This is a genomic window from Paenibacillus whitsoniae (genome assembly GCF_003955665.1).
Classification (GTDB): Bacteria; Bacillota; Bacilli; order Paenibacillales; family NBRC-103111; genus Paenibacillus_E; species Paenibacillus_E whitsoniae.
Genome location: NZ_RXHU01000063.1, coordinates 1 through 16,704, shown reverse-complemented (window position 1 = coordinate 16,704; position 16,704 = coordinate 1). Strand labels below are relative to the sequence as shown.

Annotated in this window: 19 protein-coding genes; 10 read left to right on the top strand and 9 right to left on the bottom strand. The window is 56.6% G+C overall.

Going from position 1 to position 16,704, the window contains the following annotated elements; genetic code table 11:
* Nucleotide 1: 1 nt before the first annotated feature.
* The 6 genes from EJQ19_RS20295 to EJQ19_RS20270 all read left to right on the top strand — a co-directional run bounded on the left by EJQ19_RS20295 (nt 2) and on the right by EJQ19_RS20270 (nt 6,588).
* A complete protein-coding gene (locus EJQ19_RS20295; RefSeq protein ID WP_126143069.1) occupies nt 2-2,026 on the top strand; it encodes an ABC transporter ATP-binding protein in 2,025 nt (674 codons plus the stop codon).
* A 219-nt stretch (nt 2,027-2,245) separates the two neighbouring features.
* Nucleotides 2,246-3,073, top strand: coding sequence for a CoA transferase subunit A (locus tag EJQ19_RS20290; RefSeq protein WP_164716642.1), 828 nt, complete (start codon nt 2,246-2,248; stop codon nt 3,071-3,073).
* Between the two features lie 439 nt (nt 3,074-3,512).
* Nucleotides 3,513-4,295, top strand: coding sequence for a CoA-transferase (locus EJQ19_RS20285; protein ID WP_126143067.1), 783 nt, complete (start codon nt 3,513-3,515; stop codon nt 4,293-4,295).
* Between the two features lie 2 nt (nt 4,296-4,297).
* Nucleotides 4,298-4,879, top strand: coding sequence for a cysteine dioxygenase family protein (locus EJQ19_RS20280; RefSeq protein WP_126143066.1), 582 nt, complete (start codon nt 4,298-4,300; stop codon nt 4,877-4,879).
* 39 nt (nt 4,880-4,918) lie between these two features.
* Complete coding sequence (locus tag EJQ19_RS20275; RefSeq protein ID WP_126143065.1) at nt 4,919-6,097, top strand: CaiB/BaiF CoA transferase family protein; 1,179 nt, start codon at nt 4,919-4,921, stop codon at nt 6,095-6,097.
* The gene (locus EJQ19_RS20270; RefSeq protein WP_126143064.1) at nt 6,094-6,588 is read left to right on the top strand and encodes a DinB family protein; all 495 of its coding nucleotides are present in this window, start codon (nt 6,094-6,096) and stop codon (nt 6,586-6,588) included. The genes EJQ19_RS20275 and EJQ19_RS20270 overlap by 4 nt, the downstream gene beginning before the upstream one ends.
* Nucleotides 6,589-7,312: 724 nt before the next feature.
* Here EJQ19_RS20270 and EJQ19_RS20265 read toward each other — a convergent pair.
* The 5 genes from EJQ19_RS20265 to EJQ19_RS20245 are packed head-to-tail and all read right to left on the bottom strand — an operon-like array spanning nt 7,313 to nt 9,308.
* The gene (locus EJQ19_RS20265) at nt 7,313-7,783 is read right to left on the bottom strand and encodes a spore germination protein GerPE (protein WP_126143063.1); all 471 of its coding nucleotides are present in this window, start codon (nt 7,781-7,783) and stop codon (nt 7,313-7,315) included.
* 5 nt (nt 7,784-7,788) lie between these two features.
* A complete protein-coding gene (locus EJQ19_RS20260; protein WP_126143062.1) occupies nt 7,789-7,971 on the bottom strand; it encodes a spore gernimation protein GerPD in 183 nt (60 codons plus the stop codon).
* Nucleotides 7,972-7,977: 6 nt separating this feature from the next.
* Nucleotides 7,978-8,781, bottom strand: a complete 804-nt coding sequence (gene gerPC, locus EJQ19_RS20255; protein ID WP_126143061.1) for a spore germination protein GerPC — start codon at nt 8,779-8,781, stop codon at nt 7,978-7,980.
* Nucleotides 8,782-8,838: 57 nt separating this feature from the next.
* Nucleotides 8,839-9,048 carry a spore germination protein GerPB gene (locus tag EJQ19_RS20250; RefSeq protein WP_126143060.1) on the bottom strand — a complete coding sequence of 70 codons (210 nt, stop codon included), beginning with the start codon at nt 9,046-9,048 and terminating at the stop codon, nt 8,839-8,841.
* 35 nt (nt 9,049-9,083) lie between these two features.
* Nucleotides 9,084-9,308, bottom strand: a complete 225-nt coding sequence (locus EJQ19_RS20245; RefSeq protein ID WP_126143059.1) for a spore germination protein — start codon at nt 9,306-9,308, stop codon at nt 9,084-9,086.
* Nucleotides 9,309-9,440: 132 nt separating this feature from the next.
* On the opposite strand from EJQ19_RS20245, the gene EJQ19_RS20240 reads away from it, so the two are divergent.
* The gene (locus tag EJQ19_RS20240) at nt 9,441-9,899 is read left to right on the top strand and encodes a CS domain-containing protein (RefSeq protein WP_164716641.1); all 459 of its coding nucleotides are present in this window, start codon (nt 9,441-9,443) and stop codon (nt 9,897-9,899) included.
* Between the two features lie 61 nt (nt 9,900-9,960).
* Here the strand turns inward: EJQ19_RS20240 and EJQ19_RS20235 are convergent, their stop codons facing one another.
* From EJQ19_RS20235 to EJQ19_RS20225, 3 genes are all read right to left on the bottom strand, one after another.
* Complete coding sequence (locus EJQ19_RS20235) at nt 9,961-10,518, bottom strand: C40 family peptidase (RefSeq protein WP_126143057.1); 558 nt, start codon at nt 10,516-10,518, stop codon at nt 9,961-9,963.
* Between the two features lie 241 nt (nt 10,519-10,759).
* Nucleotides 10,760-12,124: a sensor histidine kinase gene (locus EJQ19_RS20230; RefSeq protein WP_126143056.1), complete on the bottom strand. Its 1,365-nt coding sequence runs from the start codon at nt 12,122-12,124 to the stop codon at nt 10,760-10,762.
* A complete protein-coding gene (locus EJQ19_RS20225; protein ID WP_126143055.1) occupies nt 12,121-12,858 on the bottom strand; it encodes a response regulator transcription factor in 738 nt (245 codons plus the stop codon). Before EJQ19_RS20225 ends, EJQ19_RS20230 begins: the two co-directional genes overlap by 4 nt.
* A 182-nt stretch (nt 12,859-13,040) precedes the next feature.
* Between EJQ19_RS20225 and EJQ19_RS20220 the strand changes: the two genes are divergently transcribed.
* On the top strand, nt 13,041-13,376 hold the full coding sequence (locus tag EJQ19_RS20220) for a hypothetical protein (protein ID WP_126143054.1): 336 nt from the start codon (nt 13,041-13,043) through the stop codon (nt 13,374-13,376).
* Nucleotides 13,377-13,470: 94 nt separating this feature from the next.
* Here the strand turns inward: EJQ19_RS20220 and EJQ19_RS20215 are convergent, their stop codons facing one another.
* Nucleotides 13,471-14,430 carry an aldolase catalytic domain-containing protein gene (locus EJQ19_RS20215; RefSeq protein ID WP_126143053.1) on the bottom strand — a complete coding sequence of 320 codons (960 nt, stop codon included), beginning with the start codon at nt 14,428-14,430 and terminating at the stop codon, nt 13,471-13,473.
* Nucleotides 14,431-14,596: 166 nt separating this feature from the next.
* Between EJQ19_RS20215 and EJQ19_RS20210 the strand changes: the two genes are divergently transcribed.
* Both EJQ19_RS20210 and EJQ19_RS20205 read left to right on the top strand, forming a co-directional pair.
* Entirely contained in the window at nt 14,597-15,427 is an 831-nt protein-coding gene (locus tag EJQ19_RS20210) for an inositol monophosphatase family protein (RefSeq protein ID WP_241243009.1), read from the top strand.
* 95 nt (nt 15,428-15,522) lie between these two features.
* Nucleotides 15,523-15,924, top strand: coding sequence for a hypothetical protein (locus EJQ19_RS20205; RefSeq protein ID WP_126143052.1), 402 nt, complete (start codon nt 15,523-15,525; stop codon nt 15,922-15,924).
* Nucleotides 15,925-16,704: the final 780 nt, after the last annotated feature.

Below are 16,704 nucleotides of genomic sequence, written 5' to 3'. Positions count from 1 at the left end.
GATGAAACCAACACCATTACTGGAAATAGATGACTTGTCGGTCGATTTTCGCTCGTCCCAGGGCGCAGTGAATGTCATTAACCACATTAACTTACAGATTGGCGCAGGAGAAATCGTGTGTCTAGTCGGGGAATCGGGCAGCGGCAAAACAATTACGTCGCTGTCCATCATGCGGCTCATTGAACAGGACGGCGGCAAGATTACGCACGGCGATATGAAGTTGAACGGGCTTAGCCTGGCCGGGCTGTCGCAGCGGGAGATCAACGAGCTGCGGGGCAAGCGCGTCGCAATGATTTTTCAGGAGCCGATGACGGCGCTAGATCCGATTTTTACGATCGGCAGCCAAATCGTCGAGGTGATTGTGCAGCATGAGCGGATTTCCAAGCAAGGGGCGAGGGAAAAAGCGGTGGGGCTGCTCCGCCGCGTGGGGATCCCCGAGCCGGAAATTCGGATGGGACAGTATCCCTACGAGCTGTCCGGCGGAATGAGGCAGCGGGCGATGATCGCGATGGCGCTCGCCTGTGGACCGGAGCTGCTTATCGCCGACGAGCCGACGACCGCGCTGGACGTCACGATTCAAGCGCAGATTCTCAGCCTCCTGCGGGAGCTCAAGGATGAGTTCGGCATGTCGATCCTGCTGATCACGCACGACCTGGGCATCGCCGCCGAGATGGCGGACCGCGTCGTTGTCATGTATGCGGGCAAGATCGTGGAGCAGTCGCCGGTGCGGCAGCTTTTCGAGAATCCAGCCCATCCGTACACCCAAGGGCTGCTGCACGCCATCGTAACGCTGGACAATGTCCGCGGCTTGAAGTTGTACACGATCAAAGGCTCGATACCGAGCCTTACGGCGCTGCCGACGGGCTGCCGGTTTCATCCGCGCTGCCCGTACGCAACGGACCGCTGCCTGCAGGAGGATCCGCCGCTCACCCAACTGCACGGCCGCGAGGTCGCGTGCTGGAATGCGGAACGGATCGATCATTTGGCAGCGGAGTATTTTGGCGATACGGCGGCGCCTCCGATCGTCGTGGAAGCAGCGGGCGATGCGGAGAAAACGGCGCAGAAGTTGATTGAAGTGCGGAATGTGAAGAAGTATTTTCCCGTTCGCGGCGGCGGTTTCTTGGGGCGTGGCCGCACGTTTATTAAAGCGGTCGACGATGTCTCATTCGACATTCGCCGGGGCGAAACATTCGGGCTGGTCGGCGAATCGGGCTGCGGCAAATCGACGCTGGGGCGTGTGCTGCTGCAGTTGGAGAAAGCTACGGCGGGGAGCATTGATTTTGAAGGCAAGGATCTGGTGAAGGCCGGCGCTGCCGATTGGAAAGCGTCCCGGCGCGACATGCAGATCGTGTTCCAGGACCCGTACGGTTCCATCAATCCCCGCTGGAAGGTGGGCGATATTATCGGGGAGCCGCTTTGGGTCCACGAATCGCTGCGCGGTGCGGAGAAGCGGGCCAAGGTTGAGAGTGTGATGGAGCTTGTCGGGCTCAATCCCGCCTGGTACAACCGGCTGCCGCACGAGTTCTCCGGCGGCCAGCGGCAGCGGATCGGCATTGCGCGGGCGATTGCGTTGAATCCGAAATTTATTTTGGCGGATGAGGCGGTGTCGGCGCTTGACGTGTCGGTGCAATCGCAAATTGTCAACCTGATGCAGGATCTGCAGCGGCAGTTGAAGCTGACCTACCTGTTCATTGGGCACGGGCTGAATATCGTGCGGTACATTTCCGACCGGATCGGCGTGATGTATCTCGGCAAGCTGGTGGAAATCGCGCCGACTGACGAGCTGTTTCGGCACCCTGCGCATCATTATACGAAGGCGCTGCTGTCGGCGATTCCGGTGCCGGATCCGAACCGCAAGCGGACGTTCGTGCCGCTGGAAGGCGAGATGCCTTCGCCGGCGAAGCCGCCGTCGGGCTGCCGCTTTCATACGCGCTGCCCGGCAGCGACGGATTTGTGCCGTCAGGCGCAGCCGGAGTTGGCTCAGATCGGGCCGGGGCACTATGCGGCGTGCCATTATCCGCTGTAGGGCCTGCTTGGGCTTGGGGCGGGGCAATGGCATTATGGCTTATATCGGCACATTTGTGCGAATTGGGGCAATTAAGCCATGGAAGCATTGGCTATTTGACCTCTCGTTCGGCGGCATTCCCGATATCCTGCGCGATTCATTCACCAAATGATACCCTAACCTGACAACATTGGGGGAGACTGGGGAGCGCGGTATCCGAGGAGGAGGAGTGACAGGAAAGTGAGCAAGGCATCCAGGTTCATCACGATAGAGGAAGCCGTCGCCCGGATTCCGGACGGCGCGCAGCTTGCGGTCAGCGGCAACATGGAGATGTCGCCGATGGCGTTGATCCGCGGCCTGGTGCGCGCGGAGCGGCGGGGGCTGCGGCTGGTTTGTGCAGGCGCCGCTGCTGTCAATGCGGATCTGCTCATCGGCGCGGGAGCCGTCTCTGAGGTGGAGTTCTCGCAGATTTCGATGGGCGAGTACGGTTTTGCGCCGAACTTCCGCCGGAAGTTCGAGCAGGGCGCGGTGGTCGGGCTGGAGCATGCGTGCCCGACACTGACCGCCGCGCTCGGCGCGGGCGCCGCAGGTATTCCTTTCGTGCCGGTGCGAGGGCTCATCGGCACGGATTATATGGCGATTCGCCCGGATTTTCGGGCGATTACGAATCCGTACGACCCATCGGAGAGGGTAGCCGTCGTCCCTGCGATTCGTCCCGATGTGGCAATTTTCCACGGGTTCTTGGCGGATACGGATGGTCATGTGCTGACGCACCCGGCGCAGAATAACCGCCTGCTGGCGCAGGCGGCGCGGCAGACGTTCGTTACGGTCGAGGACATCGTATCGCCAGATGAACTGCGGTGTGAGGCGGGGAAGGGCGGCGCGTTAATCCCGCCGCTGTTCCTCTCCGGCATCGTGCATGCCCCGGGCGGCGCGCTGCCGACATCCTGCCCCGGCTATTATGAAGCCGATGATGAAGCGGTGCTGGTGTATATGCAGGCATCGGCGTCGGAGGAGGCGTTTATCGCTTATGTGCGGCGGTTGTTGGTGGGCGAGCTGGTGCAGTAGGGCGGAAGCGAGGTACTGGCTAGATATATGCGAACGCGAGCGTATGGGGAGGAGGCGTAACGGTCGCCACGGCGCTTATTTCGCGTAGAATCCGCCATTTCAAATTGTAGCGGTTGTGACAGCGCTTATATGTTAAAAAAATGAGCAAAATCTGGCGATTTGGCCCCAATAGGCGCTGCTGTAACCGTTAGCCCTAGAAAAGTGACGTTTGGTGCCAAATAGGCGCCAGGACAACCGTTAGCGATGAGGGGCCTGATACGTAGGGCTCTAAAAAGCCGAATAGGAAGCGGCATTGTCGTGTACAGTCTGTCTGCTTAGCAGGGGACTGACCGCTACTATGCGCCTGGAGAGGCAACGAGCGCCAGTCTGGGATTCGGGCACGTAAGGAGAAGGTCTGGTCGGCAGGTTGATCAGTTGAGCAGCGCAAGGAGGGTGTTGCATGGAACATACAATTAGTCCAGGATATTCGGTGGAGGAAGCGCTCATATGCCAGTTGGCGAGGGAGCTGCGGAACCATGAAGTGATCGGTGTAGGCAACAACTCGCCGATTCCGGCTGCGGCTGCGCTGCTGGCGAAGTCGCTTCATGCGCAAGAGGCGTCCGTCTACATTCTCGGCCAGTGCGACTGGCCGTTTCAGGGGACGCGGGAGTTTTTCGAGCTGATGCAGCGCGGCGGCATCGATGTGTTCTTTCTCAGCGGCGCGCAGATCGATGCTTATGGACGCATCAACTTGCACGTGATCGGTGACTATGCGAAGCCTAAGGTCCGCCTGCCGGGCGGAGCGGGCTCGGGCGTCGTGTATTTTACGTGCAAACGCATCCTGCTTTTTAAAACGGATCACGGGGTAAAAGGTTTTCCCGAGCAACTGGATTTTACGACGGCAGGGCCGACGTCGGAGAAGGGCGTGTATCACCGCGCCGGTCTTGTCGGGGTCTATACGCCGCTGGGGGTGTTGAAGCCTACGGGGGAGAACGGGCGGTTGGAACTGGGCGCTACGGCGACGGGTGTGCAGCCCGTGGAGGTGCAGAGCCGCACCGGCTTTGATCTAGGATTGAAGCGAAAAGGTGCAGCTGCGATTCCTGAACTCGCACCGCCAACCGCACAGGAGCTGTCGACGCTTCGCTATGAAGTGGTGCATGCGCTCAGCCGCATTTATCCGTTGTTTGTGCGGCAGCATTTTGGCCGGTATGTGGTGGAGACGAAACGAAGAAAAGAGGGATGAGCATGAGCGCTCAATTTAAGGAGCTGGAGGCGGCGATTGCAGCGGTTCTCGCGGCCAGCGATGACTATCGAACGATTATTGAGGGCGTGCGGCCGCATTTGCGCAAGCTTTTGGCTGAGGAAGGGCTGCTGCCTGCGGAATTGGCCGAGCCGCATCCGGATAAATATGCGCAGTATTTGCTTTATAAGCCGGAGAACGAAGCTTTCTCGGTCGTCGCTTTTGTGTGGGGGGCTGGGCAGGTTGCGCCGGTGCACGATCATTTGATTTGGGGACTGGTCGGGGTGTACCGCGGCGCTGTGGTGGAGAAACGCTACCGTCGTGTGGATCTTGGTGAAGCTGCGGAGCCCCGCTATGAGATTCGGGAGGTGGGCGAAGTGACAGCCCGGCAGGGCGATATTTCGTTCGTGTATCCGCCGGATCATGATATTCATGGGGTGGCGAATCCTTTTGGGGAGCCGGCGATTACGGTTCATATTTACGGCACGGACATCGGTAAGCAGCCCCGTCATATTCATGACGTTGCTTCGGGGAGCGCTCGAGATGTGGTGACGAAGCATTTGAATGAGGTGGCGATTTACGGGTAACGCTGGCAGCCTTCCTTACGAAAGAGAGGAGAGAAAGACATGAATGTTCAAGCCCACGGACCCTTGGCCGGCATCAAAGTCTTGGAGTTCGGCCAGATTGCAGCCGGTCCTTTTGCCGGAATGCTGTTTGCCGATCTTGGCGCGGATGTGGTGAAGGTGGAGCGGCCCGACGTAGGCGACAGTATGCGGGAGTGGCCGCCTTTTGTGACAGCGGAGGATGGAGAGAGCTATAGCGCAAACTTCAGTTCGCTGAATCGGAATAAGCGGAGCATTGTCGTTGATTTTAAATCCGCGGCAGAGCTGGAACGGCTGAAAGGGCTGTGCGCGCAGGCAGATGTGATTGTGGAAAATTACCGGCCCGGCGTCCTCGCCAAATTCGGGCTGGACTACGCGAGCTTGTCGGCGGCGAATCCGAAGCTGGTCTACTGCTCGATTTCGGGCTATGGGCAGACCGGGCCTTATGCGCAAAAAGGCGCCTTCGACGTCACGATCCAAGCCATCAGCGGCTTGATGAGCGTCACGGGCGAGGAGGACGGCGAGCCGGTGAAATGCGGCGTGCCCGTCGCAGATTTCGTCGCCGGTTTGTACGGCGCGTACTCGGTTGTGGCGGCGGTGCATGCAGCTTCGCGGAGCGGGCGCGGCAGCTATGTCGACTGCTCGATGCTCGCCGGCGTGCTTGGCATTTCCGCGCTGCAGACGAGCGAGTATTACGGCAACGGCGTGGCGCCGCGCCGCCTCGGCAGTGCGCATCCGCGCAACGCGCCGTATCAGGGCTATCGCGGCAGCGATAAGCCTTTTGTAATCGCCGCGGGCAACGAGAAGCTGTGGCGTGAGGTGGTGGACGCGGTCGGGCAGCCGTGGCTGGCCGACGATGCGCGCTTCGCCACGCAGACCTTGCGGGCGCAGCACCAGAAGGAGCTGGCCGCGCTGCTGCAGGCGTCGTTCCTCACGAAGACGGCCGCGGAGTGGCTGGCGATTTTTGATGCGCGAGGCGTGCCGTGCGCGCCGATTAATACGTTTGAAGAGATTTTGCAGGACCCCGCTGTGGCGGAAAGCGGCCTGCTGCATGACCTTGCGCTGCCAAACGGCGGGGCGACGACGACGGTGGGGTATCCCGTGAAGCTGTCGAGCTATGCGTTTGAGATTTATCGCAGGCCGCCGCGGAAAGGCGAGCATACGGAAGATATTTTGCGGGAATGGGGAGCGGTTGAGGTATGAGTGAAACGAAGGAATCTTTAGGTCGCTCGGTTGAGCCTTACCGGGCGACGTCCGCACTGCTGCGCGAGCGTCTGGCGGAGATAGCGCCGGAGCTTCTGGCGTGGAAGCCGGCGCCGGAGAAATGGAGCATCCAGGAGATCGCCGCGCATTTGGTGGACGCCAGCTTTGTGCACAGCATTCGGCTGCGCAAAATCCTGGCGGAGCCGAGCGAGCCGTACCTGCTGTACGCGCAGGACGACTGGATCGCGAGCACGCACGCGAACGACGCCACTCTGGCGGACAGCTTGGACGCGTTTGACGCGATTCTCGCGTACAATGCGTTGGTGTATGGGCGGCTCGCGGAGGCGCAATGGGCGCGCGCAGCCTTCCATAATGGCAAGGACGTCTCCGTGGACGACCTGTTCCAAAGCTTCATTCGCCACGTGCAGACGCATCTGGCGCAGATTCAGCGGAATATCGACGCGTGGCAGGCGACGAAAAGCGTGGGGTGACCTGCGCTTTTTTGCGTTTTCTGGCGGGGATGGGGGAAGTGGCTAGTTATCGGTAGAGTGGCAGAGGAGGAACGTAGCTAGTTTGGTGAAGGGGGGCAGGTTGGAAGAAGCAGCGAATTGTCGGAGAGTAGTAGAGGTGGAAAGTAGCTAGTTTGGTGAAAGAGCGACAGGTTGGGAGAAGGGCGGCAGGTTGGAAGAAGCAGTTAGTTGTCGGAAGAGTGGCAGAGGAGGAAAGTAGCTAGTTTGGTGAAGGGTGCGGTTTGGGAGAAGCAGTTAGTTGTCGGTAGAGTAACAGAGGTGGAAATGCAGCTAGTTTTTTGGGAGAGCGGCAGACGTGGGGAATCGGTTAGTTCGGCGGAATAGTGGCAGGGCAGGTGAAGAAAAGCGACTAGTTTGTGGTGAGATGAAGTTGCTGCGGCGAGTAGAGGAGCCATCAGAGATGATGTAAGCGTATGCAACCCCTCTTATTTTGCGTCTAGAACAAGAAATCTCTAAATTAAGGGTGGTAAACCCCTCTTAACTTTTCTGCTTGGTCCCAAAATGGCGGGTTGAAGAGCAAATAAGAGGGGCTAGCCCCTCTTATTCAGCGCAAACAACCCAAAAAATCAAAAATAAGAGGGATTTACCCCTCTTATTTCACCGTTCTTATTTCACCGCGGGAGCCAAGCAGGCCGCGGCATTTGCCGCCCCCAGGTTGCCCCACGCCGCGCTCACGCTTGCCGCCTCACTTCTCGCTCTTCTGCTTCACATGCACCATCGCCAGCGGATTCGGCCCGATGAGGTCGGGTTGGCCGACTTGAACGAAGGTTTGCTGGCCAGGGGGGCCGGGCTTGTCAAGGACGAACTGCCGGGTGTTTTTGATCCGGGATTCCGAGGTACTGAGCCGGTTGGAGCCGATTTGGAGCACGGAGGCGGCGGCGACACCAATGACTCGTACGTTGCGGACACGGATGCAGCTTCCCCAGTTATCCACGCACATCGTGACAGGTTCGGGCGGCTGCGGGATTGGAAAAGGCCGCTGATAGAACGGGTAAGCGGCAAAGCTGCCTTCATTGTCATAAAAATACGGGACCTCGCGCTGCACAGCAAAAACGGTATTGCTCAATGTCGTGTTGACGTTATCCCCGATGTGAACGGTGCTGGAGGAGCTGACGGTGCTCATATACAGATTTGAAACAATGGATAGGCGCGCCATCTGGCTTATTCCTCCGTTGGCAGCGGCACGAACGGCGCGATGATGACGGACTCCGGCGGCGTATCGAACATGGAGGAGAGGGAGACAACTTCGGTGTCGCCGATTAGGAAAATCGAGGCACTGGAAACCCCGACGATGCGAATATCTCCGACGCAAAGCTCTTTGTTGACCACGTTAAGTGTTAACATGATAAATTACCCCTCTTTCTTCGGTAGACTCGATATGTACGTTTCAATGGCGGTGAAGATGTCCTGCCGCGTTTTTTCAACGATGCTGCTCGTTACCGCTTCGATCGGTTCGCTAAAGCCTACGCCGCGGTACTGGTTGATGTAGTGCTGGATGCGCATGTCGAGCTGCTTGCGGATGTCGCCGATAATGAGCTCACGGTAGTCCTCGTCGATGGGAAACTGGTACTTGGCTTCGAGATTATCCATATCCGCCTGAACGCCGTATTTCAAATACTGATCCACGCCGATCGCCACGTCCTTCCGGATGCCCTGCGCCTTGGCTTGCGTGTCTGCCGCTCCGCCAGCGTCCTTCCCGCCGCGAATGTCGGGCATGCCGCCTGGAACAACCGTCGGCCCGAGGTTGCTGTTCTCTGCGTGCCCTTGATACTGGCCCGCCTGATAGAACGGGTTCTGATCTGCTCCGGCGGCGTTCATCGGATTGGACCCGTTCACCGCGAAATCGTCGATCTGATCCAGCGTGCTCGGCGAAATGCCGATGGTGAGCGTGCCGTCCAGCTTCTCGACCTTAAGCTGGTCGAAGTTGTATTCAATTTTATCGATATGGAATCGTTTCTCTTCTTTCACGGCCTTCAAGTCTTCCTGCTGCTTGTCGACGGTCTGTTTCAGGCTGCTTACGGTCTGCGTCAGCGCTTGAACAGTCTGATCAAGCTTGCTCACCGTTTGCTCCAATTGATCGATGCGCTGCTTTTGCAATTCGACGTAGGCGCACAGGTGCTGGGCCCATTGCTGCCAAGAGATCGGCGTCGTCATGTGGAAATCGCGCCTCCTTTCGAAGCGGTGCTGGCCTTCCTTTTTTGCTACCTTAGCTTACGTTGGCGGCGGCAGCGGGACCAGAGTCACGGGATTGACCTGCGTGGTCCCCAGCTCGGGGGCAGGCTCCACAAAGCCGCCGGTGTTGTACAAGTTGGACAGAGAGCGGATGGAGCCCGCTGTGCCGATCTGCAGGACGGAGGAGTTGGAAACGGAATTCACTTTTAACTGCTGGATCATAATTGTCTGGTGAATCGTGCAGTGCATAAGGGGACACCTCGTTTCCAGCCGGCTAGCGCGGGTTAAAGAATATTGCCGCTCGCGTTCGCCTCAATCAGGTCGGAATCGTTCGTGACAGTCGTGCTGTACGCATTATAAACGCGCGGGAAATCCCCGGTATTGAAGGAGCCTGCGCCGGCAAAAGTTTTGGAGGTGCTCACTGGCGCGATGATGAAAGAATCGCCAAAATGGACGACGGAGCTGGAGCCTACGCTGATGATTTTGACGTTCCCGACGATAGCTGGCATAGTTAGGCCCTCCCTAGCGAATCTCTCACGTACAGTATATGAGGCATTCGCCTAGAGGTGCGGCTGTTTTTTTGGCAGGGTGTCACTTGCCCGGGTAGGCACATATACTGGTAGCATAATGAGGTGATGAGCATGAGCGGGTTGAATCGGCATCCGTGGCTGAAGTGGGAACAAGTTGAAAAGTTCCTCGGGCAGAAGCTGCCGTTTGCCGAAAAAGGGCAGACCTTTCTAGATAATATGATGCTGGCGGAAGGATATGTACAGGACGTGCTGAAAAAAGCGATGCCGGGCCTGGAAGCGACGCTTTCCACGGCAGCGATTCAGAATGAAGTGTTCGAAACGCATGAGCACGTCATCATCAAGGTGAAAATACCGAAAGATGAGGACGCCAGAAATCTTCAAGTGTTCGTCAAGTCGACGCACATCAAATTGACGGGATTTGCGAATGGTAAAAAAAGTCGCATCATCAAGCTATCGACGCTTGTGCTGCCGCGAACGGCCAGCGTCCGTTACAAACAGCGGCTGCTCGAGATCAAGCTGCGCAAGCGGGGACTCAAGGAGCTGTATCATGAGGCCTACATCCGGTATTAACGCACAACACCCCCTCAAGACCGAGATGGTCCCAAGGGGGTGCGCTGCTTATACAAGCCGATTAATGAATCACACGGCGGGCCGTCATATAACGGGAAGACCAGGTACCGCTGTGGATGTCTGTAATACGAACGCCGCCGGCGCCGTAGGTTTGCAGCAGTTTGTTATTGCCCATGTAGATCGCTACATGGTGAATGACGCCCGGTTTGCCCGGGATGGAAAAGAAGACTAGATCGCCTGCACGCAGGTTGCTGCGGGATACATACGTACCGACGCGAGCTTGCTGTTGCGATGTGCGCGGCAGGTTGATGCCGATTTTTTTATAGACATATTGGGTAAAAGAAGAGCAGTCAAAGTTCCGCGTTTGCCCCGCTTTCGCACCGAATTTGTAAGGTGTGCCAAGATAGCGTTTACCGATGGAAATGACCTGACTCGCACGGGACGACGCGGATGTGGCGGACGCCGTAAGCGCTGTCGCATTCACTTGCGTACTGTCAGCTGTTGCAGCGCTGGCTTGTCCAGGCACGAAAGAAGCGGCGGATAATCCGATCGTAGCCGCGATTGCGGTCACGACTAATTTTTTGTACCAAGTAGTTGTAAGGTTGTTTGTCTTATTCATCTGGGTTGCCTCCTTAGAGTTGTCTTGCAAGCCTTATATAAGGAAAGCGTGCGTACGACGCTTATATGCTTGCAGGTAGGCTCATTCGTTGAGCTCCCTTGTAGGTGTGTGTCTCGTTCACCTGTACCCAGTATAGCAGATGAAAATTGGCCTATTATTTACCACGACACGCGCCAAGAAGCGCTACCCTAAGGAGGAAGTCCGATTCTGAGAAAACGCTGAGAATCTTCTGATAATGTTTTTATTGACACGACTTTGGAAGCGTTACACTGGCCGTCGTGCCTAGGCCGAGCGTGCTTCGGAGCCGGATGTCGCCATGGTGTTTATCCACGATATGCTTGGCAATGGCGAGGCCCAGACCTGCGCCTCCTTGCTTGCGATTGCGTGCTTTATCGGTACGGTAGAAGCGGTCGAAGACGTGCGGAAGCTCCTCTTCCGCAATGCCGATGCCGTGATCGATGACTTCAACCGTGACGCTCTGCTCCGCCTCCTCATATCGGATTTCGACAGAAGCTTGGCTGTATTTGAGCGCATTGTCTATGAGGATAACGAGCAGCTGTTTGATCTGATAAGGGTCGGCCGTAATGATCAGCTCGGCGTCCGCGGCTCGCGCATGCACCTGAATGTCGCGTGAGGACGTGACGCGCAGCGAAGCCGCGGTTTGCTCCAGGATCGGCAGCAGATCGAAGGCGATTTTCTGATCGCAGTCGCTGCGGGTAGAGCCTGTGAGCGAGAGCAGGTTTTGCGTCAGCAGTTTTAACTGTCCCGCCTCGGAAATGATGGCCCCAAGCGCTTCCTCGCGCAGCTGATCGTTCTGCAAGGCCCATCTGCGCAGCAGACTGGCATAGCTTTCAATAATCGTGAGCGGCGTTCTCAGCTCGTGGGAGGCGTCGGCGAGGAACTGCTCCTGTTTGCGGAACATCTCCTGCAGCCGGTCGATCATCCGGTTAAACGTCGTGCCCAGCTTGGTGAGTTCATCGTTCGCATGGTTGGCGGGCAAGGGGATATGGCGGAACGAACCGCTTTCCTCGATATTTTGCATCGTCTTGATGAACTGCTGAAGGGGGCGGAAGAGGACATTGGTATAAAAATAAGCCCCAAAGAGCGTCACCCCCAGCGCCCCGACCGCCGTCAAAATAAGAATCGAAATGAGCATATCTGCATAGTCGCCAAGCTTGCGCAGACTGCGTCCGATTTCAAGCAGCGCGACCTGTTTGCCATCTTTGTAGACGGGCGTTCTTACGAAAACCAAGATGCCGTTATCGTCCTTGATCAGCGAATTGGACGCCTCAGTGCGATAAACGGCCGGATACCGGACCAGATTGCTGTCCGAATAAATCTGATGCTCCACAGACGAATCAGGCAAAATGTAGCGCAGCATCTCCTGCGGAATGAGCATCTCGTCCATCTGCGTGCCGGTTTTCCAAAACTCCGGGTGGTGAGGCAGGTCGTTCAGCAGCAGCGTGCGCGCTTTTTCTTTTAACAGTTCAATCTCGCCATTGGTCGACACACGCAAGAACATGTAGTAGACGAAGGTGAAGCTAACAAAAAGCACAACCATCAAGCCAACATTCACCCACAGGGTCAGCTTCAGCTTGAGACTCATGGCGCCTCCTCATCGGGCTCCGTCTTGTCGTCTGCCGCGGCGTCGCCTGATTTGAGCAAGTAGCCGATGCCGCGGATCGTCTGAATCAGCTTGACGGTAAAAGGCTTATCCACCTTCTGCCTGAGGTAGCGGATATACACGTCCACGACGTTCGTGTCTCCGATAAAATCATAGCCCCACACCTCGGAAATGATCTGCTCCCGCGACATGACCTCATCCTGGTGCTGAATGAGAAAACGGAGCAGCTCGAACTCCGTCGGCGTCAGCTCTATGGCTGTGCCTTCCCGGGTGACGGCCCGGCTCTTGAGATCCATCGTCAAGTCGTCGACCTTGAGGATATGCGGCTGTTCGGGAGGCTGCTCCTGCAGGCTCTTCGTTCTTAAAAGACTGCGGATCCGCGCCAGCAGCTCCTCCGTAGCAAACGGCTTCGTCACGTAGTCGTTCGCCCCCTGATCCAGACCGCTGACGCGGTCGGGGATCGCATCGCGCGCCGTCAGCAAAATAATCGGCAGCGCCGCATCCACTTGCCTTATTTTCCGCAGCACCTCCAGGCCGTTCATCTCCGGCAGCATCACATCGAGCAGCACGATGCCCCATTCGCCTTCGTTCAGTGCCGCCGCAAGCCCCGACTTTCCGTCTGTGCGCACATGCACGTCATAGCCCTCATGCTCCAGCTCCAGCTGCAGCACCCTGGCGATGCGTTCTTCATCCTCAATCAGCAGTACTCGGCTCATGCGCCGTTCACCTCACTACGTTTTGTGCCTAATTAGCCTATGGCTGCTCCTACTGCTTAGTCTCTCAACCCCGCGGATAACCATACATCCGGCCCCGGGACGGCGCCATCAGCCTAGTCCGCTTGGACGTTTTCCACATAAACTATAAGCAAAGACCTATGACCAACAAGGGAGCGAAGGCGATGAGTATATCGGAGGAGAAAGAGCAGAAGCTGGAACCTGTGAAGACGAAGCTGAATAAAGTCGCGATCATGCTGAAAAGCTACGATGCCAGCGCGGTCGTCTATGTGGAGATCTATGGCAAGCTCAAGAAACGGGAAGTCATGGTGGAGGCGCTCAAACGGCTGGAGGACGGTCTGATCTATACCGACGAGGCGTGCACGAATCTGGCTGACAACGAATTTATTGAAGTGTACCGTAAGAAAAATGTGGCGCGTCGGGATGACGATTTTATTTTTCTGATTGACCGTGCGTATGCGGAGAATTATGTGGTGGGTGCGAAAATCATGAAATCGTAGCCGAAGGCGTGGACACGCCATCTACGGAAAAAGAACCCCTGCACATCCGCATGGAGTACGCTCCATAGACCGAATGTGAGGGGTTCTTGCTGTGTTATTTTACGCCGGAAGCCGTTTCGACGGAAGTCAGGCGATCGTAGAAATCAACGAAGTTGTTGCGTTCTTCGGAATTCAAAAGCGCCATCGCCGTACGCGGATGCTCGTCCAACGCACCAACGATCATGTACGGAACGAGGTAGCCCCAGTCCCATTTGTCGCGCATCGCAATCATGTGCTTCTCGATAATTTCCAGCACCGGACGGATGTCGTAACGAGCGCCTTTCAGATGGCTCAGCAGCAGCTCCGTCGTGCAGTTGCCTGCCGCGCGGCCCATGCCGTACACGGAGGAATCGAGGAATGTTACGCCTTTGGCAGCGCCTGTGATCGTGTTCGCAAAGGCAAGCTGCATGTTGTTGTGCATATGAAGGCCAAGCTCCTTCTCAGGCAGCAGGCGTTGGAATTTCGTTACCAGGTAGTCAATGTCTTTCATGGTCATGCTGCCGTAGGAGTCTACAATGTACACGACATCGACAGGGCTTTTATTAATTTCTTCAAAAGCTTCCGTCAGCTCATTCTCCATGACATGAGAAAGCGCCATAATGTTCAGGGACGTTTCGTAGCCCATTTTGTTGAATTTCTCAACGAGCTCCAGACCCTTGTCCACGTCTTTGATGTAGCAAGCGACACGAATCAGGTCCAGCAAGCTGTCTTCGCGAGGCAAAATATCGTTCTCATCCACACGGCCGATATCGACAAGCGCGGAAAGCTTGGTGTCGGTCTTTTTGGTAATCACATCACGCAGGAAGGACTCGTTCAGGAAGCGCCAAGGACCGGCAGCGCCGCCTTTGAGCAGTTTCTCGGAGTTTTTGTACCCGATTTCCATATATTCAACGCCGGCCGCGCTTAACCCGCGATACATATCTTGAACAAATTCAACACTGAAATCCCAATCGTTGACCAAACCGCCATCGCGAATCGTACAATCCAAAATTTTATGCTGGTGATGCTTTACCATACTCGTCTTGCTCCTTTCGACAGCTTTTGTCGTCTGATTTTGCTATATTATCACAGATTGAACGGGCGATTGTCAATGTAATGAAGTCGCATCCCCGCAACTTTTCAGGCAATTCATGGTAAACTATGTACAATACATGACAAGTCCAAAAAAGGGGATGAAGCAAATGGAGCGGAGCACGTGGACATTAGCGAGAGAAGTGGCGGAACGAGCGGCTAAGAAAGCTGGCGAGCTGGCACGGAGCCGTTTTGGAAGTCAGCTTGGCACCCAAATGAAGGACGAGCGGGGAGATCTGGTGACGGAGATCGATTTGCTCGCAGATCGGCTGATCGTCGATGAGATTATGAGCGTGTTTCCCACGCATCGTATTTATAGTGAAGAAGCAGGGGAAGGGGGCGCGGCCAGCGAGTGGGTCTGGCATGTCGATCCCTTGGACGGTACGAACAATTATGCGATTGGACTGCCGCTATACGGCGTCTGTATTTCGCTGAGTTATCAAGGTCAGATTATTCTGGGCGTGGTCTATGATTCGCATTTAGGCGTCACATATACGGCAGTACATGGGGATGGCGCGTGGCAGGAGGACGTGAAGCTTGCGCCGCATCCGCAGGGAGCGCTTGCGAAATCGTCGATTTCCTGGATTCAGGGACATGTGGTGAAAAAGGATAACCTGCGCGCGCTTCGGCTTCGTCATCATCTGGAGTTTGCGACGAAAAGAGTGCTGCGCCTCTGGGCGCCCTCCATCGCTTGGGCGATGCTCGCGCGCGGCGACCTGCACGGCATCGTGCTGTACGATTCCGAAGGCGAGGATCTCTACGCCGGACTGCTGCTGGCGCAGGAAGCGGGCGTGAAGGTGACAGACTTCGCGGGTGTGCCGCTGGGCCTGTTGAACGGTGGGAATGAGGGCAAGCCTGCGGGTGCGCAATTCGTTGTCGCCGCGGTGCCGGCGTATCACGATGAACTGCTGCGGATGGTGCAGGCGGGGCTGGCGGAGTAGACGTAGGCGTAGAAGAGATCAGGAATAGAGCGGGAACAAATGGTGCACCCTATAAACAGACTTTCCATTTAGAGGAAGAAAGGATGGCTAGGGTGATGAAGGACTTCGTTCCTATCTTTTTTGAATTTGGGCAGAAGCGCGATGCGCTGCTGGCGCTGGATACGTTGGAAGAGCTCGGCTACAAGCCGGAGCTGCTCGAGAGCGAGCCGCGGCCGACGCTGCACATCCATCTCGATGCGCAGGAGATTACCTCCGCGATCGAGATTGCGCAGGCGCACGGCGGCCGCATGGTCGAGAAGCAGGCCCAGGCGGAGCAGGCGGCTTACGCCATGGCGTACGACCTGGAGGGCTCCATCCGCATTCCGGCGCATACCGTGAATGAGGATTGGTCCGACAGCTACGCCGCGGCGGCGGACGCGGTACCGAGCGACGACGAAGCGGCGTTCGATCCTTCCGCGGATGATTACAACCATTTCTCCGCGGGCATTCGCATTTGAAGCTGGCGCGGCCGGCGTGGGAAGCAGCCAGGGACTGTGAGCAGCGGCTGTGCGCCGCTGGGCAGTGAGGCAAGCTGTTCGCCCCCGTGGGCGGGCAGCTTGTTTGTGTTAGGGATGGGGCAAGCGGGCCCATCCGAGGATGTCGGCGCCGCCAGGCCCGGGGGGACGGCGTTTGTACGCCGCGCGCTGCGGCGCACAGGGCAGCGCGCGCGTGAACGCAATGTTGTTAGGTTAGGGCAGCAGGCCGAGCGTGAAATGTCAGTTTTCACATGTGAAAGCCGGTGGCTCCTCCCAATAGGTTGCTTTCAATAACTTATTTTCACGGATTGCCCTTGATTTCCGTAAATAAGATAACGGTCTTATCTTATTTACGGGTTTTCATCGTGTTTCCGGCTCGTTTGCAGGAAATAAGTTCGCTCACCTAACTTATTTCCTTATAGCTCACTTTAAACTACCCATTAAGATATCTCCGTTATCTTAATGGTCTAGTGAATGTATGGATTGAGGGGCACAGAGGGAATGCGGAAGTACGAACAAACAGGGGAAGCTCCATGCAATCGTATAAGCAAACCAATTCAAAACGAACCCAGTTGCTGCATATATGGCTTGAGGTTGGTGAAATAAGCACTCGCGTGCATGTAGAATAAATAGTGGACACAACGTTAAGTGACCCGGGATAATAGACTTAACGAAGAGAGGTGTCCGTGATGGGAGAGCAGCGCCAACGCTACAATGATGAGTTTAAAAAGCAGGCCGTTAAGTACGTACAGGAGCAAACAA